The sequence below is a fragment of the Dermatobacter hominis genome (genome assembly GCF_020715685.1).
Classification (GTDB): Bacteria; Actinomycetota; Acidimicrobiia; order Acidimicrobiales; family Microtrichaceae; genus Dermatobacter; species Dermatobacter hominis.
In genome coordinates, this window is record NZ_CP085840.1 from 3,812,852 (window position 1) to 3,838,421 (window position 25,570).

29 protein-coding genes are annotated in these 25,570 nt (G+C 73.2%); 12 read left to right on the forward strand and 17 right to left on the reverse strand.

What is annotated here, in order from left to right; translation table 11 throughout:
- The first annotated feature begins 106 nt into the window (after window positions 1-106).
- The gene (locus LH044_RS17865; RefSeq protein ID WP_227756951.1) at window positions 107-439 is read left to right on the forward strand and encodes a DUF4235 domain-containing protein; all 333 of its coding nucleotides are present in this window, start codon (window positions 107-109) and stop codon (window positions 437-439) included.
- 19 nt (window positions 440-458) lie between these two features.
- On the opposite strand, the gene LH044_RS17870 is transcribed toward LH044_RS17865, so the two are convergent.
- Complete coding sequence (locus tag LH044_RS17870) at window positions 459-1,001, reverse strand: type 1 glutamine amidotransferase domain-containing protein (RefSeq protein ID WP_227756952.1); 543 nt, start codon at window positions 999-1,001, stop codon at window positions 459-461.
- 241 nt (window positions 1,002-1,242) lie between these two features.
- Here LH044_RS17870 and katG point away from each other — a divergent pair, with 241 nt between their 5' ends.
- Window positions 1,243-3,426, forward strand: a complete 2,184-nt coding sequence (gene katG / locus LH044_RS17875; protein WP_227756953.1) for a catalase/peroxidase HPI — start codon at window positions 1,243-1,245, stop codon at window positions 3,424-3,426.
- Between the two features lie 44 nt (window positions 3,427-3,470).
- Window positions 3,471-3,941, forward strand: coding sequence for a MaoC/PaaZ C-terminal domain-containing protein (locus LH044_RS17880; protein WP_227756954.1), 471 nt, complete (start codon window positions 3,471-3,473; stop codon window positions 3,939-3,941).
- 121 nt (window positions 3,942-4,062) lie between these two features.
- On the opposite strand, the gene LH044_RS17885 is transcribed toward LH044_RS17880, so the two are convergent.
- The 3 genes from LH044_RS17885 to LH044_RS17895 are packed head-to-tail and all read right to left on the reverse strand — an operon-like array spanning window position 4,063 to window position 7,065.
- Window positions 4,063-4,530, reverse strand: a complete 468-nt coding sequence (locus LH044_RS17885) for a PPOX class F420-dependent oxidoreductase (protein WP_227756955.1) — start codon at window positions 4,528-4,530, stop codon at window positions 4,063-4,065.
- 44 nt (window positions 4,531-4,574) lie between these two features.
- Entirely contained in the window at window positions 4,575-5,336 is a 762-nt protein-coding gene (locus tag LH044_RS17890) for an isocitrate lyase/PEP mutase family protein (RefSeq protein ID WP_227756956.1), read from the reverse strand.
- A gap of 58 nt (window positions 5,337-5,394) precedes the next feature.
- The gene (locus tag LH044_RS17895; protein WP_227756957.1) at window positions 5,395-7,065 is read right to left on the reverse strand and encodes an ABC transporter substrate-binding protein; all 1,671 of its coding nucleotides are present in this window, start codon (window positions 7,063-7,065) and stop codon (window positions 5,395-5,397) included.
- Window positions 7,066-7,184: 119 nt separating this feature from the next.
- Between LH044_RS17895 and LH044_RS17900 the strand changes: the two genes are divergently transcribed.
- A complete protein-coding gene (locus LH044_RS17900; RefSeq protein WP_227756958.1) occupies window positions 7,185-7,493 on the forward strand; it encodes a hypothetical protein in 309 nt (102 codons plus the stop codon).
- Between the two features lie 92 nt (window positions 7,494-7,585).
- Window positions 7,586-8,377 carry an SDR family NAD(P)-dependent oxidoreductase gene (locus LH044_RS17905; RefSeq protein ID WP_227756959.1) on the forward strand — a complete coding sequence of 264 codons (792 nt, stop codon included), beginning with the start codon at window positions 7,586-7,588 and terminating at the stop codon, window positions 8,375-8,377.
- Between the two features lie 39 nt (window positions 8,378-8,416).
- Here LH044_RS17905 and ald read toward each other — a convergent pair whose 3' ends face one another.
- Window positions 8,417-9,547: an alanine dehydrogenase gene (gene ald / locus LH044_RS17910; protein ID WP_227756960.1), complete on the reverse strand. Its 1,131-nt coding sequence runs from the start codon at window positions 9,545-9,547 to the stop codon at window positions 8,417-8,419.
- 184 nt (window positions 9,548-9,731) lie between these two features.
- Between ald and LH044_RS17915 the strand changes: the two genes are divergently transcribed.
- The gene (locus tag LH044_RS17915; protein ID WP_374210636.1) at window positions 9,732-10,658 is read left to right on the forward strand and encodes an isopenicillin N synthase family dioxygenase; all 927 of its coding nucleotides are present in this window, start codon (window positions 9,732-9,734) and stop codon (window positions 10,656-10,658) included.
- A 36-nt stretch (window positions 10,659-10,694) separates the two neighbouring features.
- Here the strand turns inward: LH044_RS17915 and LH044_RS17920 are convergent, their stop codons facing one another.
- Window positions 10,695-11,102, reverse strand: coding sequence for a nitroreductase family deazaflavin-dependent oxidoreductase (locus tag LH044_RS17920; protein WP_374210637.1), 408 nt, complete (start codon window positions 11,100-11,102; stop codon window positions 10,695-10,697).
- Between the two features lie 110 nt (window positions 11,103-11,212).
- On the opposite strand from LH044_RS17920, the gene LH044_RS17925 reads away from it, so the two are divergent.
- From LH044_RS17925 to LH044_RS17940, 4 genes are all read left to right on the forward strand, one after another.
- On the forward strand, window positions 11,213-12,391 hold the full coding sequence (locus LH044_RS17925; protein ID WP_227756963.1) for an acyl-CoA dehydrogenase family protein: 1,179 nt from the start codon (window positions 11,213-11,215) through the stop codon (window positions 12,389-12,391).
- Window positions 12,392-12,410: 19 nt separating this feature from the next.
- The gene (locus LH044_RS17930; protein WP_227756964.1) at window positions 12,411-13,511 is read left to right on the forward strand and encodes an acyl-CoA dehydrogenase family protein; all 1,101 of its coding nucleotides are present in this window, start codon (window positions 12,411-12,413) and stop codon (window positions 13,509-13,511) included.
- 55 nt (window positions 13,512-13,566) lie between these two features.
- On the forward strand, window positions 13,567-14,367 hold the full coding sequence (locus LH044_RS17935) for an SDR family oxidoreductase (RefSeq protein WP_374210638.1): 801 nt from the start codon (window positions 13,567-13,569) through the stop codon (window positions 14,365-14,367).
- A 181-nt stretch (window positions 14,368-14,548) separates the two neighbouring features.
- A complete protein-coding gene (locus tag LH044_RS17940; RefSeq protein WP_374210639.1) occupies window positions 14,549-15,391 on the forward strand; it encodes an LLM class flavin-dependent oxidoreductase in 843 nt (280 codons plus the stop codon).
- A 13-nt stretch (window positions 15,392-15,404) separates the two neighbouring features.
- On the opposite strand, the gene LH044_RS17945 is transcribed toward LH044_RS17940, so the two are convergent.
- The 4 genes from LH044_RS17945 to LH044_RS17960 all read right to left on the reverse strand — a co-directional run bounded on the left by LH044_RS17945 (window position 15,405) and on the right by LH044_RS17960 (window position 18,462).
- Complete coding sequence (locus tag LH044_RS17945; RefSeq protein ID WP_227760124.1) at window positions 15,405-16,997, reverse strand: sensor domain-containing phosphodiesterase; 1,593 nt, start codon at window positions 16,995-16,997, stop codon at window positions 15,405-15,407.
- A gap of 99 nt (window positions 16,998-17,096) precedes the next feature.
- Window positions 17,097-17,540: an SRPBCC family protein gene (locus tag LH044_RS17950; protein WP_374210640.1), complete on the reverse strand. Its 444-nt coding sequence runs from the start codon at window positions 17,538-17,540 to the stop codon at window positions 17,097-17,099.
- Between the two features lie 2 nt (window positions 17,541-17,542).
- Window positions 17,543-18,004, reverse strand: coding sequence for an ArsR/SmtB family transcription factor (locus LH044_RS17955; RefSeq protein ID WP_227756968.1), 462 nt, complete (start codon window positions 18,002-18,004; stop codon window positions 17,543-17,545).
- Complete coding sequence (locus LH044_RS17960) at window positions 18,001-18,462, reverse strand: SRPBCC domain-containing protein (protein WP_374210641.1); 462 nt, start codon at window positions 18,460-18,462, stop codon at window positions 18,001-18,003. Before LH044_RS17960 ends, LH044_RS17955 begins: the two co-directional genes overlap by 4 nt.
- 185 nt (window positions 18,463-18,647) lie before the next feature.
- On the opposite strand from LH044_RS17960, the gene LH044_RS17965 reads away from it, so the two are divergent.
- Complete coding sequence (locus LH044_RS17965) at window positions 18,648-19,313, forward strand: hypothetical protein (protein ID WP_227756970.1); 666 nt, start codon at window positions 18,648-18,650, stop codon at window positions 19,311-19,313.
- On the opposite strand, the gene LH044_RS17970 is transcribed toward LH044_RS17965, so the two are convergent.
- Genes LH044_RS17970 through LH044_RS17985 form a run of 4 tightly spaced genes read right to left on the reverse strand, consistent with a single transcriptional unit; the run spans window position 19,270 to window position 21,931 of the window.
- Window positions 19,270-20,130 (reverse strand): alpha/beta fold hydrolase, encoded by an 861-nt coding sequence (locus tag LH044_RS17970; RefSeq protein WP_227756971.1) that lies wholly within the window; start codon window positions 20,128-20,130, stop codon window positions 19,270-19,272. The genes LH044_RS17965 and LH044_RS17970 overlap by 44 nt on opposite strands.
- Window positions 20,131-20,158: 28 nt before the next feature.
- Complete coding sequence (locus tag LH044_RS22025; protein ID WP_374210505.1) at window positions 20,159-20,338, reverse strand: alpha/beta fold hydrolase; 180 nt, start codon at window positions 20,336-20,338, stop codon at window positions 20,159-20,161.
- Window positions 20,313-20,879: an alpha/beta fold hydrolase gene (locus tag LH044_RS22030; RefSeq protein WP_374210506.1), complete on the reverse strand. Its 567-nt coding sequence runs from the start codon at window positions 20,877-20,879 to the stop codon at window positions 20,313-20,315. Before LH044_RS22030 ends, LH044_RS22025 begins: the two co-directional genes overlap by 26 nt.
- A gap of 20 nt (window positions 20,880-20,899) precedes the next feature.
- Complete coding sequence (locus tag LH044_RS17985) at window positions 20,900-21,931, reverse strand: NAD(P)/FAD-dependent oxidoreductase (protein ID WP_227756972.1); 1,032 nt, start codon at window positions 21,929-21,931, stop codon at window positions 20,900-20,902.
- A gap of 75 nt (window positions 21,932-22,006) precedes the next feature.
- Here LH044_RS17985 and LH044_RS17990 point away from each other — a divergent pair, with 75 nt between their 5' ends.
- Window positions 22,007-22,558 (forward strand): helix-turn-helix domain-containing protein, encoded by a 552-nt coding sequence (locus tag LH044_RS17990; protein ID WP_227756973.1) that lies wholly within the window; start codon window positions 22,007-22,009, stop codon window positions 22,556-22,558.
- 130 nt (window positions 22,559-22,688) lie between these two features.
- On the opposite strand, the gene LH044_RS17995 is transcribed toward LH044_RS17990, so the two are convergent.
- The 3 genes from LH044_RS17995 to LH044_RS18005 all read right to left on the reverse strand — a co-directional run bounded on the left by LH044_RS17995 (window position 22,689) and on the right by LH044_RS18005 (window position 25,567).
- On the reverse strand, window positions 22,689-23,696 hold the full coding sequence (locus LH044_RS17995; protein WP_227756974.1) for a TauD/TfdA dioxygenase family protein: 1,008 nt from the start codon (window positions 23,694-23,696) through the stop codon (window positions 22,689-22,691).
- The gene (locus tag LH044_RS18000; RefSeq protein ID WP_227756975.1) at window positions 23,693-24,628 is read right to left on the reverse strand and encodes a TauD/TfdA dioxygenase family protein; all 936 of its coding nucleotides are present in this window, start codon (window positions 24,626-24,628) and stop codon (window positions 23,693-23,695) included. The genes LH044_RS17995 and LH044_RS18000 overlap by 4 nt, the downstream gene beginning before the upstream one ends.
- 96 nt (window positions 24,629-24,724) lie before the next feature.
- The gene (locus LH044_RS18005) at window positions 24,725-25,567 is read right to left on the reverse strand and encodes an ABC transporter ATP-binding protein (RefSeq protein WP_227756976.1); all 843 of its coding nucleotides are present in this window, start codon (window positions 25,565-25,567) and stop codon (window positions 24,725-24,727) included.
- Window positions 25,568-25,570 lie beyond the last annotated feature (3 nt).

The window sequence follows — 25,570 nt, forward strand, 5'->3', positions numbered from 1 at the left end:
CCTGAGGCCCGTTGCGCCGGCGCCGGTCCCCTCCACCTAGTGGAGGGGATCGGCGCCGAGTCGCGTGGCGGGACGGGTGCGGGGCCGGCCCGGGTAGGTTGCGCCCGTGCACGCCGTCTCGCGCCTCCGATCCGCAGCCTCCGACCCCGACAGCACGACCGCGAAGGTCGGCTGGCGGCTCGTCTCGACGGGCACCGGCATCCTCGCCGGCCTCGCCGCCCAGCGCGCCGTCAGCGCGGTGTGGTCCCGCCTGACGCCGTCGCGGTCCGGCCCGCCGGCCGACCCGGCCGACAAGGAGGTCGGCTGGGGCGAGGCGGTGGCCTGGTCGGTGGCCGCCGGCGTTGGCGTGGGCGTGGCGCGCCTGATCGGCGCACGTGTCGCCGCCCGGGGCTGGGAGCTGGCGGTCGGGGCGCCGCCGCCCGGCGTCCGACTGGACTGACCGGGCGACGGGTCCGGCGTCAGGCGGCCAGGGACTCGACGACCGCCCTGCAGAACGCGGGCAGGTCGTCGGGCTTGCGGCTGGTGATGAGGTTGCCGTCGACGACGACCTCCTCGTCGACCCAGTCGGCACCGGCGTTGCGGAGGTCGGTCTGCAGGCTCGGCCACGAGGTGAGCCGCTTGCCGTCGACCACCGCGGCCTCGACCAGCGTCCACGGCGCGTGGCAGATCGCCGCCACGGGCCGACCGCTGTTCACGAAGTCGCGCACGAACCGCACGGCGTCCTCGTCGCCGCGGAGCTGGTCCGGGTTGGCGACGCCGCCGGGCAGCACGATCGCGTCGTAGGCCGACGGGTCGGCGTCCGCGGTCGTCACGTCGACCTCGAACACGTCGGCCTTGTCGAGGTGGTCGAACGCCTGGACCTTGCCGGGGTCGGGTGCGACCAGGGTCGGCTCGCCGCCGGCGTCGCGCACCGCCTTCCACGGTTCGGTGAGCTCCACCTGCTCCACGCCCTCGTTCGCCACCACGAACGCCACCTTCTTGCCCTTCAGCTGCTCGTCCATCGTCTCCTCCGTCGTCGTCGGTCGTTCGATCGTCGGTGGGCCTACCCGATGCCCGCCCGCAGGATGCACGTGGTCCGGCGAACCCCCCCCGGCTGTCGACGATCGACGCGCTGCATCGAACCGATCGATGAATTGGATCGAAGATCCGCCGCACGCGGCACGAGCGTGTTCGTAGGGTGAGGCGCGGGGACGGAGCCGGCCGCCGACCTGGCCGGGACGGAACAACCCTGAGGGGGACATCGTGTCGGAAAGCGAGAACCCAGCCATCCCTGCTCCGGAGCCGGCGACGGACCGACGGCCCCGGACGAACAAGGACTGGTGGCCCGACCAGCTCGACCTGTCGGTGCTGCACCAGCGCAACGCCAAGGCCGACCCGCTCGGTGACGAGTTCGTCTACGCCGAGGCGTTCGCCCAGCTCGACGTCGATGCGCTGAAGCAGGACGTCATCGACGTCATGACCGACTCGAAGGACTGGTGGCCCGCCGACTGGGGCCACTACGGCCCGCTCTTCATCCGCCTGTCGTGGCACGCGGCCGGGACGTACCGCATCGCTGACGGCCGGGGTGGCGGCGGCGAGGGCGCGCAGCGGTTCGCGCCGCTGAACAGCTGGCCCGACAACGCCAGCCTCGACAAGGCCCGCCGGCTCCTGTGGCCGGTGAAGCAGAAGTACGGCCAGTCGATCTCGTGGGCCGACCTGCTCGTCTTCGCGGGCAACTGCGCGCTCGAGTCGATGGGCTTCGAGACGTTCGGCTTCGCGTTCGGCCGGCCCGACATCTGGCAGCCCGACGAGCTCTACTGGGGTCCCGAGGACAGCTGGCTCGGCGACGAGCGCTACTCCGGTGAGCGCGACCTCGAGCACCCGCTCGGCGCCGTCCAGATGGGCCTCATCTACGTGAACCCCGAGGGGCCCAACGCCAACGCCGACCCGCTGGCCGCCGCGGTCGACATCCGCGACACGTTCGCCCGGATGGCCATGGACGACGAGGAGACGGCCGCGCTCATCGTCGGCGGCCACACGTTCGGCAAGTGCCACGGCGCGGTCGACCCGTCCTACGTCGGGCCCGAGCCCGAGGGCTGCCCGGTGCACGCGCAGGGCATCGGGTGGCACAACTCGTACGGCTCCGGCGTCGGTGTCGACGCGATCACCAGCGGCCTCGAGGGCGCCTGGACGAACGTCCCGACCGAGTGGGACAACGGCTTCCTCGAGAACCTCTACGGCTACGAGTGGGAGCTCACGACGAGCCCGGCCGGCGCCAAGCAGTGGACGCCGACCGATCCCGCTGCCGCCGACAAGGTCCCCGACGCGCACGACCCCGACAAGCGCAACGCGCCGATGATGCTGACCACCGACCTGGCGATGCGGTTCGACCCGGTCTACGGGCCGATCACCAAGCGCTGGCTCGAGAACCCGCAGGAGCTGGCCACGGCGTTCGCCAAGGCCTGGTACAAGCTCCTCCACCGCGACATGGGCCCGCTGTCCCGGTACCTCGGCCCCTGGGTGCCGGAGCCGCAGCTCTGGCAGGACCCGGTGCCCGACGTCGACCACGACCTGGTGGGCGACGCCGAGGTCGCAGCGCTCAAGGAGAAGCTCCTGGGCTCCGGCCTCTCGGTGTCGCAGCTGGTGAGCACGGCGTGGGCCTCGGCCTCGAGCTTCCGCGGGACCGACAAGCGCGGCGGCGCCAACGGCGCCCGCATCCGCCTCGCCCCGCAGAAGGACTGGGAGGCGAACGAGCCGGCCGAGCTGGCCACCGTGCTCTCGAAGCTCGAGGAGATCCAGCAGGACTTCAACGGCTCGCAGTCGGGCGGCGTCCGCATCTCGCTCGCCGACCTCATCGTGCTCGGCGGCTCCGCCGCCGTGGAGAAGGCGGCTAAGGACGCAGGCTACGACGTCGTCGTGCCGTTCCACCCGGGCCGCACCGATGCGTCGCAGGACCAGACCGACGTCGACTCGTTCGCGGTGCTCGAGCCGCGGGGCGACGGGTTCCGCAGCTACGTCCAGGAGGGGGAGAAGCTGCCGCCCGAGACGCTGCTGCTCGACAAGGCGACGCTGCTGACGCTCACCGCGCCCGAGATGACGGTGCTGGTCGGCGGCATGCGCGTCCTCGGCACGAACGTGGGCGGCAGCGCCTACGGCGTGTTCACCGACCGGCCCGGCGTGCTGAGCAACGACTTCTTCGTGAACCTGCTCGACATGGGCACCGAGTGGTCGACCTCGGCCACCGAGCACGTCTACGAGGGCAAGGATCGGTCGTCGGGTGCGGTCAGGTGGACCGCGACGGCGATGGACCTGGTCTTCGGATCGCACTCGGTCCTGCGAGGGATCGCCGAGGTGTACGGCTCGGCCGACGGCGGGGAGCGCTTCGCGCAGGACTTCGCGGCGGCGTTCGGCAAGGTGATGGACCTGGACCGCTACGACCTGCGGTGATCCGGCCGGCCGGGTCGCTGCGGCCCGGCTGGCACACTGCCGTCGTGGACGACGACACCTTCGGGGCGCTCGCCGCCGCCTGCCCGGTGGACCTGGGCAGCAGCGGCTGGCGCACCGTCACCCGGGCCGAGGTCGACGCGCACGCCGCCACCACCGGCGACGCGCAGTGGATCCACAACGACCCCGAGCGCGCCCGCCGTGACTCGCCGTTCGGCGGTCCGGTGGTGCAGGGCTTCCTCCTGCTGGCCCTGCTCACGGAGCTGTCGTCCGGGTTGACGTTCCCCGACGTCGGCCCGGTGGCGCTCATGGTCAACTACGGCTTCGACCGCGTCCGCTTCGTCCGGCCCGTGCCGGTCGGCGCCGCGGTCCGGCTGCGGGGGCGGCTCGCCGATGTGGCGCGTCGCGACGGCGACCGGGCCGTGCTGGCCGTCGACGTCGAGCTCGAGGCCGACGACGACGTCGGGCGGCCGGCGGTCGTGGCCCGCTGGCTGTTCCTGGCCCAGGGCCCCGCCTGAGCCCGCCGGGCGGGCTGCCCTCGCCCTCCGCCGGGCGGGCTGCCCTCGCCCTCCGCCGGGCGGGCTGCCCTCGCCCTCCGCCGGGCGGGCCGCCCTCGCCCTCCGCCGGGCGGGCTGGCCCTCAGCCCTCGGCCAGGCGCGGGGGGAACCCGCCGGTGGCGATCGGGCCCCAGTCCTCGATGTCCAGCCGGATGAGGCACTTGCCCTGGGTGCGCATCGCCTCCCGGTACTCGTCCCAGTCCGGGTGCTCGCCCGAGATCGAGCGGAAGTAGTCGACGAGCGGCTCGACCGCCTCGGGCAGGTCGACGACCTCGGCACGACCCCACACCTGGACCCACGGTCCGTTCCACTCGTCGGACAGCACGAGCGCCGAGCACGCCGGGTCGCGGCGCAGGTTCCGGACCTTGGCCCGCTCGGGGTAGGTCGCCACCGTGAGGCGGCCGGCGTCGTCGACCCCGGCGGTCACCGGCGACGACTGCGGGGCGCCGTCGCGGCGGGTGGTCGTGAGCACGACGTGGTGGCGCGGTCGGATGAACTGGACGAGCCCCTCACGGTCCACGGTGGTGTTCGTCGCGATCGTCCGTGCCATGGCGGGAGTCTTGCGCCTGCGCCCGGACGCCCGGTAGCCGCGGCTCAGCGCCAGGGCGCGACGAGGTCCTGGAGCCCGCCGGTCAGCGCCCGCTGGAGGAACGGGCCCATCGACACGCGGTGGACACCCAGCGCCCGGAGGTCGTCGAGCGAACCGGCCGTCGAGCCGTCGACCGGGTGGGCGATCACGTTGACCGGGCCCGACAGCTCGGCGAGCAGGGTGCGGACCGCGTCGGCGTCGGGTGCCGCCACCGGGTACGAGCAGCGCGAGCCGGCGGACTCGCAGAGCTGCAGTCGAGCGATCGCCTCGGCCAGCGGGTCGTCGAACGTCTCCGCCTTGCCGAGGAAGGCGTCGGTCCGGGCGTTGATGACCAGGTCGACCCCGGCGGCGTCGGCCGCGGCCCGGAGGCCGCCGATGTAGTCGGCGTGCTCCTGGCGGGACCGCATCCTGCCCTCGCCGTGCACGGTGTCCTCGACGTTGATCCCGACCGCGCCGGCGTCGAGCACCCGCTCGACGAGCTCCGCGGGGTCGGTCCCGTACCCGGACTCGACGTCCGCGCTGACCGGCACGTCGACCGCGCCGGTCACCCGGGCGATGCCGTCGAGCGCGTCGTGGAGCGACATGCCCTCGTTGTCGGCCTGGCCGCGCGAGTCGGCGAGCGGGTGGCTGCCGATCGTCAGGGCCGGGAACCCGGCGTCCACCACCGCGCGGGCCGACCAGGCGTCCCAGACGGTGGGCAGGACGAGCGTCCGTCCCGAGTGGTGGAGGTCCAGGAGCTGCTTCGCACGTGCCGCGACATCTGCCATGGACCCCAAGCTGCCACCCGGCGGCCCCCGGCGCCCGGCCGGGTGCCGACGAGCTGGTCTACTGGTCGACCCAGAGGCCGAGGACCGGGTGGCCGGTGGCCAGGCCGGGGAACGGCTTGCCGCCGTCGGGCAGGTCGGGTCCGTACACGCCGTGGACGTCGGTCGCCGTGCCGACGCTCCACTCCACCCACTGCAGCCAGAGGTTGTAGCCCTGGGTGGCGAAGCGCCTGTTCACGTCCTGGTAGATGCCGGCGGCCTTCTCCTTGTCGGGCTCGGCCCGACCGGCGTCGAGCAGGGCGTCCATCTCGGGGTCGTCGAACTTGTTGAAGTTCACCGGCGACCCGCTCTTCCACCAGATGTACTGGCCGTCGGGGTTGCCGCCCGGGTGGTTCCGCCAGTCGAGCATGTCCCAGTCGGTGCCGAGCGCCGTGTCGATCAGCACGGCCTGCTCGACCGTCCGGACGTTCGCCGTGATCCCGGCGGACTTGAGCGACTCCTGCAGGTACTGGAGCAGTCGGACGGTGCCGGGGTCGGGGGTGCCGACCAGGCTGAACTCCAGGTCCTGGCCGGTGGCCGTCTTGTACGCCTCGAGGTGCTCCTTCGACTTGTCGAGGTCGAACGACGGGTAGCCGGTGTCCTCGAGGTAGCCGATCTCACCGGGGGCGAACGGGCCGGACGCCATCTTCGTGAGGCCGAGGTTGCTCACCTCGTTCAGCTGGTCGCGGTCGATGGCGTAGATCACCGCCATGCGGGCGTCGATGTTGTCGAACGGCTCCTTCGAGGTGTTGAACAGCTCGTACGCGACCTCCGTGTAGTCGGTGGTGGCGGTGAGGTCGATCTTGTCGTTGTCGGCCTCCTGGCGCATGCGGTCGATCGGCTCCGCCGCCGACTCGTGGATCGCGTTGAGCTCGCCGGAGAGGAGCGCGTTGACGCGGGCGCCGGGATCGACCACCGGTCGGAAGGTGATCTCGTCGAGGTAGGGGAGCTGGGTCCCGTCGGCGTCCTTCTGCCAGTAGTCCGGGTTCTTCTTGGCGGTGAGGTGGTCGCCCTGCTTCCACTCCTCGAGCTCGAACGGCCCGGTGCCGATCAGGTTGCGGTCGCAGGTGGCCGGGTCGTCGAGCTGGGCCTGGGCGATGATCCCCGACCGCCCGTCGTTGAACAGGTAGGCCGGGAAGGCGGGCCACGCCGTCGAGGTGGTGACCTTGACGGTCATCGGGTCGACGACCTCGACGTTCGAGATCGGCTTGTACACGAAGGCGAACAGCAGCGGCGATCGGGCCGGGTAGGACCCGCGCCAGGCGTCGATGTTGTTCTTCACGACGGTGGCGTCGAGCGCCGAGCCGTCGTGGAACTTCACTCCGTCGCGGAGCGTGATGGTCCACTGGGTGAAGTCGGCGTTCGGGGTCACCGACTTGGCGAGGTACGGCTGGTACACCGCGTCCTCGTCGGGAGCCGTCAGCGTGTCGTAGATGGCCCGAGCCACCTGGATGCCGGAGATGGCGAGCTGCGCCTCGGGCAGGCACCAGCCGCCCGAGGTCTCGGCCTCGAGGCCGTAGTTGACGGTGCCGCCCGAGACCGGCGTGCCGGCGTCGTCGCCCGATCCGCCCCCTCCGTCGCCCTTGTCGTCGGAGCCGCCGCCGCACGCGGCGACGAGCAGCGAGGCCGCCAGGACGAGCGCGGCCGCCGTCGTCAGGCGTCGGCGGTGCTGGGGGTGCGAGGTTCGGTGCACGGTGTCTCCTTCGTCCGGGCGCGACGGCCCGCAGAGATCATGCCCCTTCGGGGACCGTGCGCCGAACGGATCGACGTGACGGGCGTCGCCCGCCCCGACCCGGGGCATGCTGGGGCTCCATGGGAACGAGCGCGCCCGGGACCGGCGGTCCCCCGATCCCGGAGGCGCGGAACGACGTGCCGGAGGACGCCGCGGCACCGGTCGCGCTGCTGCTGTCGGTGATCGGCCTGCTGGGCTGCTTCCCCGTGGCCATGACGGCGCTCGCGATCGCCTACCTGTCCCGCGCCCGGATCCGCGCGGCCGACGGCGCGCTGGGCGGCGACCGGACCGTCCGCACCGCCATCGTCCTCGGGTGGGTCGGGATCGGCGTCGCGGTCGTCGCCTTCACGGCGCTCGGCGTGGCTGCGCTCGTCCGGCGCGGGACCTGACCGGCGGGGCCCGCGCCGCCGCCGGCCGCACCTGACTACGGTGCGGCGCTGACATCGATCCCGACGGGATCGACCGACGACGGGGTGGCACGGTGGCAGAGCAGGGCAACGACGGTCGCGTCGAGGGCGGTCGCGTCGAGGGCGGGCGCTTCGAGGGGAAGGTGGCGCTGATCACCGGCGCAGGCTCCGGCATCGGCAAAGCGGTCGCGCTGCTGCTGGTGCACGAGGGTGCCCGGGTGTTCGGCGTCGACATCAACGCCGCCGCCCTCGACGGCGTGGCCGCCGAGGCGGGCGAGCGCTTCACCGCCCACGTGGCCGACCTGTCCGATCCCCAGGCGTGCAAGGACGTCGTCGCTGCGTGCCTCGCCGCCGAGGGCGGGCTCGACGTGCTCGGCAACATCGCAGGCATCGCCGCATCGAGCCACCTCGAGGACGTCACCGTCGAGCAGTACCGGACGATGATGGCGATCAACGCCGACGCCTGCTTCTTCCTGTGCCAGGCGGCCATCCCGGCACTGCTCGAGCGGTCGGGCAACATCGTCAACCTGGCGTCGAACGCCGGCCTGATGGGCCAGGCCTACACGGTCGCCTACTGCATGTCGAAGGGCGCCGTCGTCCAGCTGACCAAGGCCCTGGCGATGGAGTACGTGAAGACGGACCTCCGCGTGAACGCCATCGCCCCCGCGGCGGTGAACACGCCGCTGCTGCACAACTTCCAGGTCGCAGAGGGCGTCGACCTCGACCTGATGCGGCCCTACATGGGGTTCCGGGGCATGACCGAGGCGCAGGAGCTCGCCCGGCTCTTCGCGTTCGTGGCGTCGGGCGAGGTGCCGTCGATGCACGGCGCGGTGCTCAGCGTGGACAACGCCATCACGGCCGGCTGATCGTGCGTCGGGTCCCGGCGGCCCGGACGGCCGGCGTCCTCAGCCGGCGGTGAGCAGGTCGTCGAGCTCGGCGGCCGGTCGGCCGAGCGCCTCGGCCACCGACGCGTTGGCGACCTGGCCCGCCATCGTGTTGACCCCGCGCCCGAGCGCCGGGTCGCGCCGGACGGCGTCCGGGACGCCCAGGCGGCTCAGCTCGGCCAGGTAGGGAAGCGTGGCGTTGGTCAGGGCGTGGGTCGAGGTGTGCGGCACCGCGCCGGGCATGTTGCCGACGGCGTAGTGGACGACGTCGTGCACCACGTAGGTGGGTTCGGCGTGCGTGGTCTCGTGCGAGGTCTCGATGCAGCCGCCCTGGTCGATCGCGATGTCGATGACGACGGAGCCCCTCTTCATCGACCGGACCATGTCCTCGCTGACCACCGTGGGGGCCCGCCCGCCCGGCACGAGCACGGCCCCGATGACGAGGTCGGCGTCGGCGACGCAGCGCTCCACCGCACCCCGGTTGGACGTGATCGTCGTGATGCGACCCATCTGGATCTGGTCGACGTGGCGCAGGCGGTCGATGTTCTTGTCCAGCAGGTCGACCTCTGCCTCCAGGCCGGCGGCCATCCACGCTGCGTTCCACCCGACGTTGCCGGCACCCAGCACGACCACCCGGGCCGGCCGGACCCCCGGCGCCCCCCCGAGCAGGACGCCGCGTCCGCCGTTGTGGCGCTCCAGCAGGTGGGCGCCGATCTGGACGCTCATGCGCCCTGCCACCTCGCTCATGGGGGCGAGCAGGGGCAGCGTCCCGTCGGGCAGCTGGACCGTCTCGTAGGCGATGCCGGTCACGCCCGAGTCGAGCAGGGCGTCCGCGACGCCCGGGTACGCGGCGAGGTGGAGGTAGGTGAACAGCACCAGGCCCGGGCGGAAGTGCGCGAACTCGGACTCGAGCGGCTCCTTGACCTTGCAGACGAGGTCGGCCCGGGCCCACACCTCCTCGGCGGTCGCCACGATGGTCGCACCGGCGCGCTCGTAGTCCTCGTCGGGGACGCTCGAGTCCGCGCCGGCCCCCGACTGGACCAGCACGTCGGAGCCGGCGTGGAGCAGCTCGCGGACGCCGTCCGGGGTGATCGCGACCCGGTGCTCCTCCTGCTTGACCTCGGTGGGGACGCCGACGGTGGGCGGCTGCATGCGAGGAGTCTTGCCCATCCGGTGCGGCCCCGCCGTCAACTGTGACGAGCACGTGAACAACGGCGGCGGCCGTCGTCCCGGGCCCCCGACCGCGGGATGCTGGCGGTGCCGCCTCGAGTGAAGGGACGGAGGTGCGGACGTGGGCGACCACCAGCGACTCGACGAGCTCGACCGGGAGCGCGCCATGGGCGGGCTCGGGAGCGAGGCGGCCCGGGAGATCCCGCTCGTCGACCTCACCGGCTTCGACGAGCGGCGTGCCGAGGTGACCGACCGGCTCTGGTCGGCGGCGACCGAGGTCGGGTTCTTCCAGCTCGCCGGCCACGGCATCGACACCGGGCTCGTCGACGCCGGCTTCGCCGCGGCCGAGCGGTTCTTCGCGCTCCCGGCGGACCGCAAGGCGGCGTGGCCGCTCGACCGGAGCCGCAACGCCGGGTGGGAGAGCCGCAGCCAGGTCCGGCCGTCGACGGGCACCGCCGACGAGAAGGAGTCGTACCAGATCACCGTCCCGGCCATGGGCGGCCTGTGGCCCGACCCCGACGAGCTGCCCGGGTTCCGGGCGACGCTCGAGGCGCTCGAGCGGGCGAGCTGGACGGTGGCCATGCGGGTGCTGTCGTGCTTCGCCGGCCGGTTGGACCTCCCGGCCGACTTCTTCACGGCGGCCCACGACCCCGCCGCACCGACGTACCAGTCGACCCTCCGGCTCCTGCGCTACCCCGCCGCGAGCGGGGGCGACGCGCCCGGGGGCTGGCGAGCCGGGGCCCACACCGACTTCGACTGCCTGACCCTGCTGTTCCAGCGGGCCGGGCAGCCCGGTCTCCAGGTCTGCCCCGGCGCGGAACGGGACAGCGGCGCCTGGACCCCGGTCGACCCGGACCCGTCGGTCGTCACCTGCAACATCGGCGACATGCTCATGCGGTGGAGCGACGACCGGCTGCTGTCCACGCTGCACCGCGTGAGGGGACCGGGCGCCGACGATCCTGCGGTCGACCGCTACAGCATCGCCTTCTTCGCCCAGGCGAACCGCGACGTGGTGATCGAGAGCCCGGGCGGGACGTACCCGCCGATCACCGCGGCCGACTACCTCGCGCAGCGGGTCGCCGCGAACTACTGACCGGCCCGGGCGCGGCCCGGCCGGGGTCGGCGTCGATCAGCGCGGCGTGAGGACCACGACCGGGATCTGGCGGTCGCCCGCCGAGACCTCGTAGTCGGCGAAGCCGGGCATGAGCTCCTTCTGGCGGGTCCAGAGGCGCTCGCGCTCCTCGCCCTCGGCGACCCTGGCGGTGACCGGCACGGTGTCGGCGCCGACCTCGACCTCGGTCTCGGGGTTGGCGACGAGGTTCAGGTACCAGTGCGGGTGGGTCGGGGCGCCGCCCTTCGACCCGAACACGACGTACGCGTCCCCGTCGGGCTGGTACACGAGCGGGGAGACCCGCTCGGTGCCGCTCTTGGCGCCCTTGTGGTGCACCAGGATCATCGGTGCGCCTTCGAACTGCCCGCCGACCTTGCCGTCGTTCGCTCGGAACTCGTCGATGATCTGCTTGTTCCAGTCGTCCATCTCGCTCATGCCGGCCCCAACACCGGCCACGGCACAGGGATTCCACCGGCGGTACGCTCGCCCGGTCCGGCGCGGGGCGTGCCGGCAGGGGACTGTCCGAAGGGGGGCCGATGTACATCGGCATGACGGCCGAGCAGCGGTCGCTGCGCGAGGAGCTCCGCGAGTACTACGACCGGCTCATCACGCCCGAGCTGGCCGACGAGCTCGCCCACAGCGAGGGCGTCGGGCCGGTCGCCCGCTCCGTCGCCCTGCAGATGGGAGCCGACGGCTGGCTCGGCATCGGCTGGCCCGAGGAGTACGGCGGCCAGGGCCGGGGCTACGTCGACCAGTTCATCTTCTACGACGAGTCCATGCGCGTCGGGGCGCCGGTGCCGATGCTGACGCTCAACTCCGTGGCGCCGACGATCATGAAGTACGGCACGCAGGAGCAGAAGGACGACTTCCTCCCGCGGATCCTGTCGGGCTCGATCCACTTCGCCATCGGCTACACCGAACCCGATGCCGGGACGGACCTCGCCTCGCTGCGGACCCGCGCCGTCCTCGACGGCGACGAGTGGGTGATCGACGGCCAGAAGATCTTCACCTCGCTCGCGACCGACGCCGACTACATCTGGCTCGCGGTGCGGACGAACCCCGAGGCGTCGCGCCACGCCGGGATCTCGCTGATCATCGTCCCGACCGACGTGCCGGGCTTCAAGGCGGTGCCGATCCAGAACTTCGGCAACTTCAACACCAACTACACGTTCTACGAGGACGTGCGCGTGCCGGTGGAGAACTGCATCGGCGGCGAGGGCCGGGGCTGGCCGCTGATCATGGAGCAGCTCAACCACGAGCGGGTCACGATCTGCTCGTCGGGGATCATGGAGCGGGCGCTCGACGAGACGACCGCCTACGCAGCTGCGCACGTGCTCGCCGACGGCAGCCGGCTGATCGACCAGCCATGGGTGCAGCACGAGCTCGCCTGGGTGCACGCGAGGCTCGACGTGCTGCGGCTCCTCAACTGGCAGGTCGCCTGGAACGCGGACGCCGGCAACCCGCTCGACCCGGCCGCGGCGTCGGCGGTCAAGGTGCACGGCACCGAGCTGTACATGGACGGCCTCGGGCGCCTGCTCGAGGTGCTCGGTCCGGTGGCCGGCATCCGTGACGGCTCACCGGGGTGCGCGCTGAAGGACCGCCTGGGCACGTTGCTGCGCGGCCTGCACGTGCTGACGTTCGGGGGTGGCACGAACGAGCTGCAGCGCGACCTCATCGCCATGTTCGGCCTGGGCCTGCCGCCCTCGCCCCGCTGACCCGCTGCCTGGAGACATCGTGGACTTCGCACCCACCGACGAACAGCGGGCCGTCATCGAGCTCGCCGAGCAGATCTTCACCGACCTGTGCGCCCCCGAGGCCCTCCGCCAGGTGGAGTCCGGCGCCGACTGGTTCCACCAGGAGCTCTGGCAGGCGCTCGCCGCCGCCGGGCTGCTCGGGATCGCGCTGCCCGAGCCGGTGGGGGGCGGCGGCTTCGGCGTCGTCGAGTCGTGCCTGCTCCTCCGCGAGGCGGGGCGGGCCGTGGCGCCGATCCCGCTCTGGTCGACGATCACCGCCGCCACCGCCCTCGCCGAGCGGGGCACAGACGAGCAGCGCGACGCCTGGCTGCCCGGGGTGGTCGACGGGTCGACGATCCTCGCCGTCGCGCTCGACGAGCCGGCCGCCGGCCCCCGGGACCCGCAGCTCGCCGCCACCCGCGACGGCGACCGATGGGTGCTCACCGGGACCAAGACGAACGTGGCGGCCGTGCACCTGGCCGCGGCACTGCTCGTGCCGGCCCGGACCGGTGCCGGCGAGGCCTCGGTGTTCGTGGTGCCGACCGACGCGACCGGTGTGGTGGCCCGGCGGCAGGACACGTTCAACCACGAGCCGCACTTCGAGCTCCACCTCGACGGCGTGTCCGTCGGCGACCTCGCGCGCGTGCCCGGCGGGCAGGTGACGATCGATCGGCTCGTCGACGTCGCCACCGTCGGCCTGTGCGCCCTCGCATCGGGCGTGGCCGACGGCGGCACGCGTCGGACGGCCGCGTACGCGACCGAGCGCAAGCAGTTCGACCGGCCGATCGGTTCGTTCCAGGCGGTCGGGCACCGCATGGCCGACTGCTACATCGACGACGAGGCGATCCGGCTGACCATGCTGCAGGCGGCGACGCTGCTCGCGGCGGGCGAGCCCGCCGACCGCGAGGTCGCCGTCGCCAAGTACTGGGCGTCCTACGGCGGCCGGCGCGTCGGCCATGCCGACCTCCACCTCCACGGCGGCATCTCGATCGACCTCGACTACCCGATCCACCGCTACTTCCTCTGGGCCAAGCAGCTGGAGCTCACGCTCGGCGCCGCCGGCCCGCAGCTGGCGCGGCTCGGCCGGCTCCTCGCGAGCTGACGGCCCACCGCCCCCACCCACCCCACGACCGGCGAGGAGCCGACGAATGACCGATCTGAAGCTGGGCCACCTGTTCTCCGTCGAGGGCAAGGTGGCGCTCGTGACCGGCGGGTCCCGAGGCATTGGCGAGATGATCGCCGCCGGCCTGCTCGCCAACGGCGCCACCGTCTACATCAGCTCCCGCAAGGCCGACGTCTGCGACGCCACCGCCGAGCGCCTGTCGGCCGAGTACGGCGGCACCTGCGTGTCGCTGCCGGCTGACCTCTCGGGGCTCGAGGGGATCGAGGCCCTGGCCGCCGCGCTGCGGGAGCGGGAGGACCGGCTCGACATCCTCGTGAACAACGCCGGCGTGTCGTGGGGCGCACCGCTCGAGGAGTTCCCCGAGAAGGGCTGGGACAAGGTCTTCGACACGAACGTGAAGGGCGTGTTCTTCCTGACCCAGCAGCTGCTGCCCCTGCTCGAGGCCGGCGCGACCGAGGAGGATCCGGCGCGGGTCATCAACATCGGCTCGATCGACGGCATCCGCACCCCGGTGTTCGACACGCACTCGTACGGCCCGTCCAAGGCCGCCGTCCACGCGCTGACCCGGCAGATGGCCGCCAAGCTCGTGAAGCGCCACGTGGTCGTGAACGCGATCGCCCCGGGCCCGTTCCCGACGTGGATGCTGAGCACCGGCGTCGGGACGGGTGGCGACGTCGAGGGCACCGATTGGGACGCCGTCGGCGCCATGACCCCGAGCGGCCGGGTGGGCAGCCCCGAGGACATCGCCGGCCTGGCCATCTTCCTCTCGTCGCGCGCCGGGGCCTACGTGGTGGGCGAGGTCATCGCGCTCGACGGCGGCGCGGTCGTGTCCTGAACTGACGCCGGAGCCGAGCTCCTCGAGCTCGGGGGCGTCGAGCCGCTCCTCGAGCCGCACGAGGTGCTCGGCTGCAGCTCGGCGGAGTCGCTGCTCGGGCACGCACGCCGGGGGTCGAGCGGCAAGGATGCGGGACGTGACCGAACCGACCGGGCCGAGCTTCCACCTGTTCCTCCCGCAGATGCGGATGACCCACGAGGCGATCGTCGAGCGGGCGCTCGCCGCCGAGGCGGCCGGGTTCGAGGGCATCGCGTTCATGGACCACCTGGCCCCGCCGCTCGCCACCGACCAGGGCATGTGGGAGGCGATGGAGATCGCCGGCTGGGTGCTGGCCCGGACCGCCACGCTGCGGGTCGGGCACCTCGTGCTGTGCGACGCCTTCCGCCACCCGGCGGTGCTGGCGCGCCAGGTCACCTCGCTCGACCACGCGTCGGGCGGTCGCTTCGACCTCGGCATCGGGTGGGGTTCGGTGCCCGAGGAGCTGCACGAGTTCGGCGTGGGCTCGACCGAGCCCCGGGCGCGGGTCGGCCGGCTGGGCGAGACGCTGCAGGTGCTCGAGGCGCTGTGGACCGGAGAGGTCGTGGACTTCGAGGGCGAGCACGTCACGCTCGTCGGCGCCCGCCAGCAGCCCGTGCCGATGGGCCCGATCCCCGTGACGATCGGCGGCGTCGGGCCCCGCACGCTCGACCTCGTCCGCCGCCACGCCGACTGGTGGAACCTGCCGGTCCACCAGCTCGACCGGCTCGAGGAGCTGCGCGAGCGCGCCGGCGACGCCCGCGTGTCGGTCCAGGTCATGGTGGCGGTCGTCCCCGACGAGGCGAGCAGGGACGAGGTCACCGCCACGGTCCACCGCCGCTTCGGGACGCAGGGCCTCGGCGCCCGGGTCGTGATCGGCACGGTGCCAGAGCTGGTCGACCGGTTCGGGGCGCTGCACGACCGCGGGGTCGACCGGGTCTATGCCTGGTTCGCCGACTTCGCGCCGCCCGACACCCTCGCCCGCTTCGCCGAGGTCGTCGCCGCCTGAGCGGACGCGCCCCTCAGAGCGGGAGGACGTGCGAGATGAAGTAGAGGGGCCGGCGCGACCGGTCCCTCACGACGGTGACGATCAGGTCGGCCGGCATCGGCTGCCCCGACGGGTCGAGGTACCGCTTGGTGATGCGGTAGCTGTCGCGCTGGTCGGCCAGGCACTGCCGCAGGTGGCAGAGGTCGGTCTCGAGGTCGTCGGGGTGGGTGAGGTCCTGGAACGTCAGGGCCTCGACGTCGGCGACGCTGCGACGGAGGAACGCGGCGAAGTGCTGGTTGACCGAGCGCAACGTGCCGTCGAGCTCGACGATCGCGGTCGGCACCGCGGAGCTCATGATGGCGGACTCGAACCGGGTCTCGATCACGGGCTCCGACGGCCACTTCGTCCGGCCCGTCGGCGGCCGGAGCGAGCTGAGCGCGAGCCGGTCGGAAACCGGCAGCGGCGACGGGCGGCCGAAGAGGTAGCCCTGGAAGACGCTGACGCCGAGGATGCTCAGCCGGTCGAGGTCGCGGGGGTCCTCGACGCCCTCGGCCACGAGCGTCGCCCCTGACTGGTGCGCCAGCTCGGCCATGCCACCGACCAGGGCCTGGCGGGCGGGATCGTCGGCGATGCCCTGGCTGATCGACAGGTCCACCTTCACGATGTCGGGACCGAGCTCGAGGATGTGGCGGAAGCTGGCGAAGCCCGCACCGGCGTCGTCGACCGCGATCCGCACGCCGGCGGCGCGCAGCCGTTGCACCGCCGTCCGCAGCTCCTGGTAGTCGCCGACCCGCGCGTGCTCGGTCAGCTCGATGACCAGTCGCGTCGGATCCTCGGGCATCAGCTCGTCGAGGTCGATCGACATGAGCGCGGTCGGGGAGAGGTTCACGCTGAGGTACGTGCCCTCGGGCAGCTCGGGCATCGCCTCGATGGCGGTGCGGGCGGCGTGCACCTCGAGCGCGACCCCGAGCCCCACCGCGATCGCGTCGGCGAACCACTGGTCCGGCCGGGCCGGCTCGCCGGGGAAGCGGCTGAGCGCCTCGAAGCCGACGACCCGCGAGTGCTCGAGGTCCACGATCGGTTGGAACACCGTCCGCAGCAGCCCGTGGTTGATGACCCGGCCGACGCGGTCGCGGATCCGCCGGCGGTCGTCCCCGACGATCGGCACGTCGCGCAGCAGGTCCGACGCGGTGTCGGCCAGCATCTGCAGGAACTCCTGCTCGCGGTCGTCGATCGTCCGGGGCCGGGCGCTGACCGCGCACAGCATCCCGGTGACCGCCCCGTTGGGCGCCTTCACGGGGACGCCGACGTAGGACCGGATGCCGAGTCCCACCGTGGCGTCGAGGCCGCAGGTCTCGGGGTCGGCCAGGGTGTCGGACACGACGTTGCCGATCCGACCGTCGAGCACGCGGGCGCAGTAGGAGTCGACGTACGGCGACGACCAGCCCTCCTCGACCGGCGCGGTGCCGAGCGAGCCGCTGACCAGCACGAGCTCCATCCGGTCGGCGCGGAACCGCGACACCCACGTCATGTCGGTGTCGGTGCGGGTGCGGGCCACGTCGAGCAGCCGCCGCACCAGGTCCTCGGCACCCGTCAGCTCGTCGACGCCCGTGTCGGGCGCTTCCATCTCCACGGCCCCCCATCGGCGCCGCTCGCGGCCAACTGAAGCTTCGCGGGTCAGCCCGGCCGCCTGCGGGGGAGGACGGCCTGACCCGCCTTCGCGTCGTCAGTCCCAGCTGTCGATCTTGACGTCGTCGGGGGAGGGGGCGCCGCGCCCGTCCTCGAGCAGCGACTTCAGGCTCAGCAGGTAGACGCCCCACTTCGTGCTGCAGTGGTGCATGAACTCGACGGGCTCGCGCCAGCCCCGGTGGGCGAACAGGACGGTGGCGTCGTCGCCGTCCTGGCGGAGGTCCCAGTCGATCGTCGTGTCGACCCACTCCTCGGGCCCGTCGGTCACGCGCCAGCGCACGTGCCGGCCGGGTTCGACCTCGACGACCTCCATGTCGAAGCCGCCGGCGGGGAAGCGGAACTGCAGCGCACCACCCTCGGCGGCGTCGCCGGTGGTGTCGTTCGTCCACCAGCCGGACAGGCCCTCGACCGTCGTGAGCGCGTCGGAGACGGCGGCGGTGGTGGTCGAGCGGCACCCGACCTTGTGCAGGATCTCGGGCATGGTCATGGCTCCTCTGTGTCGTCGGTGGGGTCTGTGTGGTCGGTGTGGTCGGTGGGGTCTGTCTGGTCGCTGGGGTCCGGGTCGTCGGTCCGGTCGTGCGGCCGTCGCGCCCGATCGCGGTCGCGCTCGCGCTGCAGGGTCTCGGCGATGCGGGCGATGCGGCCCAGGCGGCGGTCCCACGCGGCGCCGACCTCGGCGAGCTGCGCCGCAGCCCGCGCGAGCCGACGGTCGTCCACCCGGTAGCGGCGCTCCCTGCCCGCCGTGGTGGCATGGACCAGCCCGGCTCGGTCGAGCACCGCGAGGTGCTTGCTGACCGCCTGGCGCGTCACGGTGACCTGCTCGCTGAGCGTCGTGGCCGTGCCGTCGCCGGCCTCCAGCAGGAGGTCGAGGAGCCGGCGCCGCGTGGGGTCGCCGATGGCCGACCACAGGTCGTCGTCGACGCCATCGTCGAGGACGGTGCTCACGCCGACACCAGCTGCGCGACGTACCGGTCGAGGCGGGGCAGGAAGTGCGCCCAGCCGTCGCAGTGGTCGCGGTACTGCTCCTCGAGCACGGCGACCTCCCAGCCCTGCAGCCGGAAGCCCGACTCGGTCATCCGCAGGAGCGTGCCGCCGTCGGTCCCGAACAGCTCGAAGGTGACCAGCAGCGAGTTGCGCTCGGTCGCCGGTTCGCCGACGGGGTGGGTCCAGCGGAACGAGAACGTGCGGGGCGGGTCCGCCGCCACGACCGTGACGGCGGGGACCTGCGCGTCGGGCGACCCTGGCTCGCCGAAGGTGAAGTGGCCGACCGAACCCGGGGTGGGGTCCAGCTCGACCTCGTCGGGCCACCAGCGCTCCAGGTGCCGGGGGCTCGACACGACCTCGAACACGAGGTCGGGGTCGGCCGCGACGTGGACCTCCCGCACGATCGTCCCGTGCTCCAGGCCGTCGGGTGCGGCAGGGGTGGGCTCGGGCAGCTGGTCGGTGGTCATGGGCGCTCCGTCGGGGTGCTCGATCGCTTGATGTGCAATCAGTGGTTGCGCACCATCGTCGCGCCGACGGGGCCCGAATGCAACCAAGAGTTGCGCGTTTCCCGGTAGGGTCGGCGCAGCCACCACGGAGGGATCCCATGAAGCTGTACCCCGACGCCCCCGAGCGCCGCCGCCGGATGCAGGTCCGCGACGGCGTCGTGGTCCTGCTGGTCCTGCTCTTCGCCTGGATCGGCGTCCGCGTCCACGGAGCCGTGGACGAGTTGAGCGTGCTGGGCTCGGGCGTGACGACGGCCGGGAGCTCGGTGAGCGACGCCTTCGAGGCTGCGGCCGACGGTGCGTCGCGCCTGCCGGTGGTCGGCGACCGCCTGTCCGACGTGCTGTCGGGCGCCGGCGACGCCACGGGCGGCAACGTCGCGTCGCTCGGGGAGCGGGGCGAGGACAGCGTGCACCGCCTCGCGCTCGTCCTCGGGCTGCTGGCCTTCGCGCTGCCCACGATCGTGCTGCTCGCGCTGACGGTGCCGCGCCGGCTCCGCACCGCCCGCGCGCTGACCGCGGCCGACGCAGTGCTCGTGGACCTCCACGACCCCGAGCGACGGCGGCTGCTCGCCACCCGGGCGGCGATGACGCTGCCCTACGACGTGCTCGTGCGCCACACGCCGGACCCGTTCGGTGACCTGCTGGCGGGACGGATCGACGCGCTGGTGGCGGCGGGGCTGGAGGACGCCGGCGTCGCCGCCCTCGGCGCCGGCGACGGGCCGCTCAGCCCCGGTGGCGCTCCAGGAAGTCCAGCACCGCTGCGTTGAACACGTCGTTGCGGTCGCCGACCACCATGTGGCCGGCGCCGGCGACGTCCGCGAACTCGGCGTGGGGCACGCGCGCCAGGAACTCCTGCGCGCCCTCCTCGCTCAGGAGGTCGCTCGAGCGTCCCCTCACCAGCAACGTCGGGACCTGCAGCGCGGCGGCCGAGCGCTCGAGCAGGCTCGGCTCGACGACGCTGGACCGCGTCTCGTCCGACGAGCCGAACTTCCCCGACACGAACCGGGGGTCCCAGTGCCAGCGCCAGCGGCCGTCGGGGCCCTGGCGCAGGTTCTTGGCCAGCCCCGACAGGTCCTTGGGTCGCGGCCGGTTGGGGTTGTACGCGGCGATCGCGTCGGCGGCCTCGTCGAGCGAGGCGAACCCGTCGAGGTTGCCGGTCATGAACGCCCCGATGCGGTCCGTGCCCCGCGACTCCAGGCGGTGAGCGACGTCGACCAGGACGAGCGCCCGCGCCACCTCCTCCTGCGGGTCGGCGCCGGCGATCGCGACCATCGAGGCGAGCCCGCCCAACGAGGCGCCGACGAGCACCGGGGGTCGGGGGAGGGAGCGGGCGATCGCGTCGGCGTCGGCCGCGAAGGCCTGGAGCGTGTAGTCGCCGTCGCCGGACCACTCGCTGTCGCCGTGGCCGCGCAGGTCGACGGTCCACGCGCGCCAACCGGACCCGGCGAGGAACCGCCAGGTGCTCGACCACGAGTGGCGGGTCTGCCCGCCGCCGTGCAGCAGGACCACGGTGGGCCCGTCCTCCGGGCCGTCCACGTCGGCCGCCAACCTGATGCCGCCGGCCCCGCTCAGATCCGTCCTCACGCATCCACCTCCTGTCGCCCCCGTCCCGTCACAGGCCGGCGCGCACGTCGAGGAGCAGCCGGGCGAGCTCGTCGGGACGGGACAGGAACGGCGAGTGCGACGCCGCCATCTCGACGACCACGTCGACGCCGACGTCGGCCACCATGCGGTCCTGCACGTCGGGGTGCACGGCCCGGTCGAGGTCACAGCGCACGTAGGCCCGCGGCACCGAGCCCCACCGCTCGGGGGTGGTGCGGATGGTGCCGGTGGCCGGACCGGTGGGCTCGGCGCACAGCCGCTCGACGGCCCAGGCCCGGTCCTCGGCGTCGCAGTCGCCGTAGAAGAGATCGGCCGCGGCGTCGGGTCGGATCGAGGTCGAGAGGCCGTCGCCGGCGAGCTCGACCGCGGCCAGCAGCTCGCTGTCCAGGTCCTGCGCGTGCAGGTCGGCGGGCGAGGCGCCCGAGGGGCTGGAGCAGGGCGCAGACGTAGACGAGGGCCTCGATCCGCTCGGGCACCCGCTCGGCGACCTGGCTGATCGTCGCACCGCCCATGCTGTGGCCGACGAGCACGACCGGCTCGTCGACCGAGGTCACGACGGCGGCGACGCGCTCGGCGTAGGCGTCGAGGTCGAGCCCGTCGAGCGGGGTCGGGTCGCCGGCCCGGCCCGGCAGGTCGACGGCGGTGCTGACAGCGCCGGCGGCGGACAGCGACGCCTGGAGGCGGGACCAGCACCACGACCCGTGCCAGGCCCCGTGGACGAGCACGAACATCGGAGCACCGTAACCCGAGCTCAGGCCACCTCGTCCGGCCGGCCGCTGGACGGCTGGTCCCGCTCCCGGTCCCGGTCGACCGGCGTGTGGCCGTCCGGTCCGCCGGGTGCGGCGAGCGCCCGCGCCGTGTCGTCGAGCACGAGGTCCATGTTGATGAACGCCCCGGTGAGCGCACCGGACGAGGCGGCCTGGGCGACCTGGAGCGGCTCGACGATCGAGCCCGCCGCGTAGACGTCGTCCACGGTCGTCCGACCCTGGGGATCGGTGGGCACCAGGTCGCCGCGGCCCATCGGGTCGGCGACGGCGACGACGCCGAGCGCCGACACGGCGTCGATCCTCGGTCGCATCGTGGCGGCCACGACGACGGCGTCGGCCGGGCGCGACCCCCCGTCGGCCAGTTCGACGCCCGTCAGGCGGCCGTCGGCGTCCTGGGTGAGCCGGTCGACGGGCCCCTCGACGATCGCCACGCCGCGCGCCGCCAGGCCCTCGGCCTGGTCCCCGGGGACCTCGCCCTCATGGACGACGACGGTGAGGTGCTCGGTCTGCTGCCGGAACAGCATCGCCTGGTGCCACCCACCGGTGGCGGTGGCGACGACCACCACCCGCTGGTCCCGCACCTCCCACCCGTGGCAGTACGGGCAGTGGACCACGCCGCGTCCCCACTGCTCGGCGACGCCCGGGATCGGGGGGAGCTCGGCCGTCAGGCCCGTGGCGAGGAGGAGCCGGCGGGTGCGCAGGCTGGAGCCGTCGGACACGTCGACCAGCAGCGTGCCGTCGTCGTCGCGTCGGGCGACGGCGTCGACGTCCTCGACGACGGCCACGCCGTAGGAGCGCACCTCGTCGCGACCCCGGGCCACGAGGTCGAGCGGCGGGAGCCCGTCGAGCCCCAGGTAGCCGTGCACGTGCGCCGCCGGCGCGTTCAACGGCTTCCCACCGTCGAGGACGACGACCCGACGTCGCTGCCGGCCGAGCTGCAGCGCCGCCGCCAGGCCGGCGGCGCCGCCGCCGATCACCACCACATCCGCATCCGTCGAGCTGTGCCGCGTCGTCATGCGGCCAGCGTACGGATGGGTGCGATCTGAGCAAGGGTACTTGCAGGATTCGCAAGAGCAGTGCATGCTCGACCGATGGCCGACGACGTCGAGACGATCGCCCGGGTCCGGATCAGGTCCCTGCGGCGGTCGCTCGGCTGGACGCTCGACGACCTCGCCGAGCGCAGCCACCTGAGCCCCTCGACGGTGAGCCGGATCGAGACGGGGAAGCGCACGATCAGCCTCGACGTGCTCGTCGCCCTCGCCGGCGCGCTGCAGGTCGAGGTCGGCGCGCTCATCGACCAGGCCCCCGACGACGACGTGGTCATCCGGCCCGAGCCGGTCGAGCACCACTGGCCCGGGGCGACCGTGTGGCCGCTCACCCGCCCGACGGGCGCGATGAGCGCGATCAGGGTGCGGCTGGAGCCGACCGACGAGCAGCACGACCCCCAGGTCCACCCGGGGCACGACTGGGTCTACGTGCTCGCCGGTCGGATCGGCCTCACCCTCGGCGAGCGGGTGATCCGCCTGCGGGCGGGCGAGGCCGCCGAGTTCTCGACGATGACCCCGCACGCGATCGCGGCGATCGGTCGGGCGGCCGAGCTGATCATGGTCTTCGACGGCGACGGGCACCGGGCGCACACGTGAGCGCCCCGGCCACGGGGGGGGACCGGGACCGGGGCGCTGCCGGCCGTGCGGCCGGCCAGCCATCGGGCCGCGTCGCGCCACCGGCAGGGGGGTGCGTGGCGCGACGCGGCCGTCGGCGAACTGTCGGGGGTCAGTCGAAGACCGGCAGGCTCCTGAACGGCTCTCCCTGGATGAGCTCGGACTCGCCGCCGTCGGTCCCCACGGGGACCTCGCCGATGAGCGTCACGCGGTGCAGCACCCGCTCGACGTCGAGGTGGTCGAGGTCCTGGGGGCCCAGGTGCGCGGTGGCCCGGTTGTCCCAGAACAGGACCGTGCCCGGGTCCCAACGGAACCGCACGGTGTAGGCGGGCTTCGTGATCTCGGCGAAGAGCAGGTCGAGCAGCGCCGCCGACTCCTCCTGGCGCAGGCCCACGATCCGCGACGTGAAGCCGGGGTTCACGAAGAGCGCCCGCTCGCCGGTGTGGGGGTGCACCCGCACGACGGGGTGGCGGGCCACCAGCTGCTTGTCGGAGATCACGCCGGTGGTCGGGACGCCCTGGCGGGCGAAGCCGGCGCCGTAGCGGTGCTCGGCCCGCAGCCCGTCGAGGAACGCCCGCAGCGGTGCGGACAGCCCCTCGTAGGCCGCGACCAGGTTCGTGAACGTCGTGTCGCCGCCGTACTCCGGCACCACCTCGGCCCGCAGCACGGACGCGGCCGGCGGATTGACCGCCGGCGTCACGTCGGTGTGCCACTGGTTCGTGTACGAGTACTTCCGCCGGACCTTGCGAGCCGCCTCCTCCGACAGCCCGTACTGCTGGGCGAAGCGCTCGGGCGACACGGTGTAGATCTCGGGGAAGCCCTCGGGCGGGTCGTCGTCGTAGGGGTGGGCGTAGGTCAGGTCGCCGAACTGGCGGGCGAACGCGATCTGCTCCCGGTGCCCGATCCGCTGGCCGCGGAACGCCAGCACCTTCCACCGATCGAGCGCGTCGGCGACGACCGCCTGGTGCTCGGGCGGCAGGGGGCGGGACAGGTCGACGCCGTCGACCTCGGCCCCCGTGTTGCCGGTCAGCGGCCGGACGGTCGGCTCGGTCGGGGCCTCGAGCGGGGTGCGGTCGGCGACCGGCGCGTCGATCGCCTCGGGCGTGACGACCGGGCTCATCGGGCCACCCCCGCCGGCTCCTCGCCGCGCAGCGTGACGCGCTGGATCACGCGGTGCTGGTCGCCGAAGTCGCCGACCACCGAGTGCTGCGTCGCACGGTTGTCCCAGAAGCCGATCGTGCCCTCGGTCCAGTGGTAGCGGACCGTGAAGTCGTGCTTGACCGCGTGCTCGTAGAGGAAGCCGAGCAGCACCTCGCTCTCGCGTGCGCTGAGCCCGACGATGTGCGAGGTGAACCCCGGGTTCACGAAGAGGACCTCCTCGCCGGTCTCGGGGTGGACCGTGACGACGGGGTGCTCGAGCGGCTCGAGGGCGGTGAACGGCTCGCCCTCCCAGCGGCCCTCCCCGATGAGGTCGAGGATCGGCTGGAACTGCCGGGTGCCGTCGTGCACGGCCCGCAGTGTCCGGAGGTAGCCCTGCAGCGAGGGGCTCAGCGCCGCGAAGGCCGCCACCTGGTTGGAGAACAGCGTGTCACCGCCGGAGGGCGGCACGACGACCGCCCGCAGGATCGAGCCGAGCGGCGGGCGGCGCACGAAGGTCACGTCGGTGTGCCAGTGGATGCCGCGGTCCCGGGTCGACACGTCGCCGTACTGCGCGTACAGCTCGCCGGCCGCGGAGTAGTCGATCTCGAACACCTCGGGGTTGCCGTCGATGCCGGGGATCACCGGATGGCCCTCGGTCGGCTCGCCGAAGCGGGCGGCGAAGGCGACGTGCTCCTGCGGGTCGAGGTGCTGGCCGGGGAAGAACACGACTTTGCGCTCGAGCCAGACCTGGCGGATGGCGGCCACGTCGGCGTCGCTCAGGTCCCTGACGTCGAGGTCGAGGATCTCGGCGCCGATGTTCGCCGACAGCGGCCGGACGTGGAGGTGGGTGGTGGTCGCCGCCGTCCCGGAGGGCGGCGGGGCGACGGGGTCGAGGGTCTCGGTGATGGCCATGGGCGGTGCTCCGTTCGGGTCGTTCGGGTCGTTCGGGTCGTTCGGGTCGGTGAGTCGTCGGGTCGGTGGGTCGGGTCGTCCGGTGGACGGTCGCGCTCAGGGCCCGGTGGCCTGGTGGTGGCCCTCGGCGGTCTCGTCGACGCCGAGCTCGGCCAGCAGGCGCGAGCGGAGGGCGACGAACGCCGGGTCGCCGCGCAGCCGAGGGTCGGACAGCCCGACGGGAACGTCGAGCGAGATCGCGCCGTCGGTCAGCACCAGCACGCGGTCGGCGAGCAGGATCGCCTCGTCGACGTCGTGGGTGACCAGCAGGACGGCCGGCTCGTGGCGGGCGCAGAGCTCCTGCACCAGCACGTGCATGCGGATGCGGGTGAGGGCGTCGAGCGCGCCGAACGGCTCGTCGAGCAGGAGCAGGTCGGGGGAGCGCACCAGCGCCCGGGCCAGCGCAGCGCGCTGGGCCTCGCCGCCCGAGAGCGTCTTCGGCCACGCTCCTGCGTGGTCCGCCAGCCCGACCTCGTCGAGGGCCCGACGGCCCTGCTCCTTCGCAGCCGTGCCGTCGGCGTCGCGATCGTCGAGCCCCAGCACCACGTTGTCGAGCACCTTGGCCCACGGCAGGAGGCGGGCGTCCTGGAAGACGACGGACCGACGGGCGGGGACCTGGATGGTCCCGGTGACACCGTCGTCGAGACCGGCGAGCGCCCGCAGGAACGTGCTCTTGCCGGAACCGCTGCGGCCGAGGAGGGCCACGAACTCGCCCGGAGCGATCTCGACGTCGAGTCCGTGGAGCACCTCCCTGTCGCCGAAGGTCCGTCGGACGTCGTGGGCGCTGACCGCCAGCTCGGGGCGCCCCGCCGTTCCGCCGGGATCGATGTCGGGGGAGGTCGCAAGCGGCGCGGTCGCCGCCGTGCCCACCTGGTCGGAGCCGATGTCTGTCACGGTCACGTC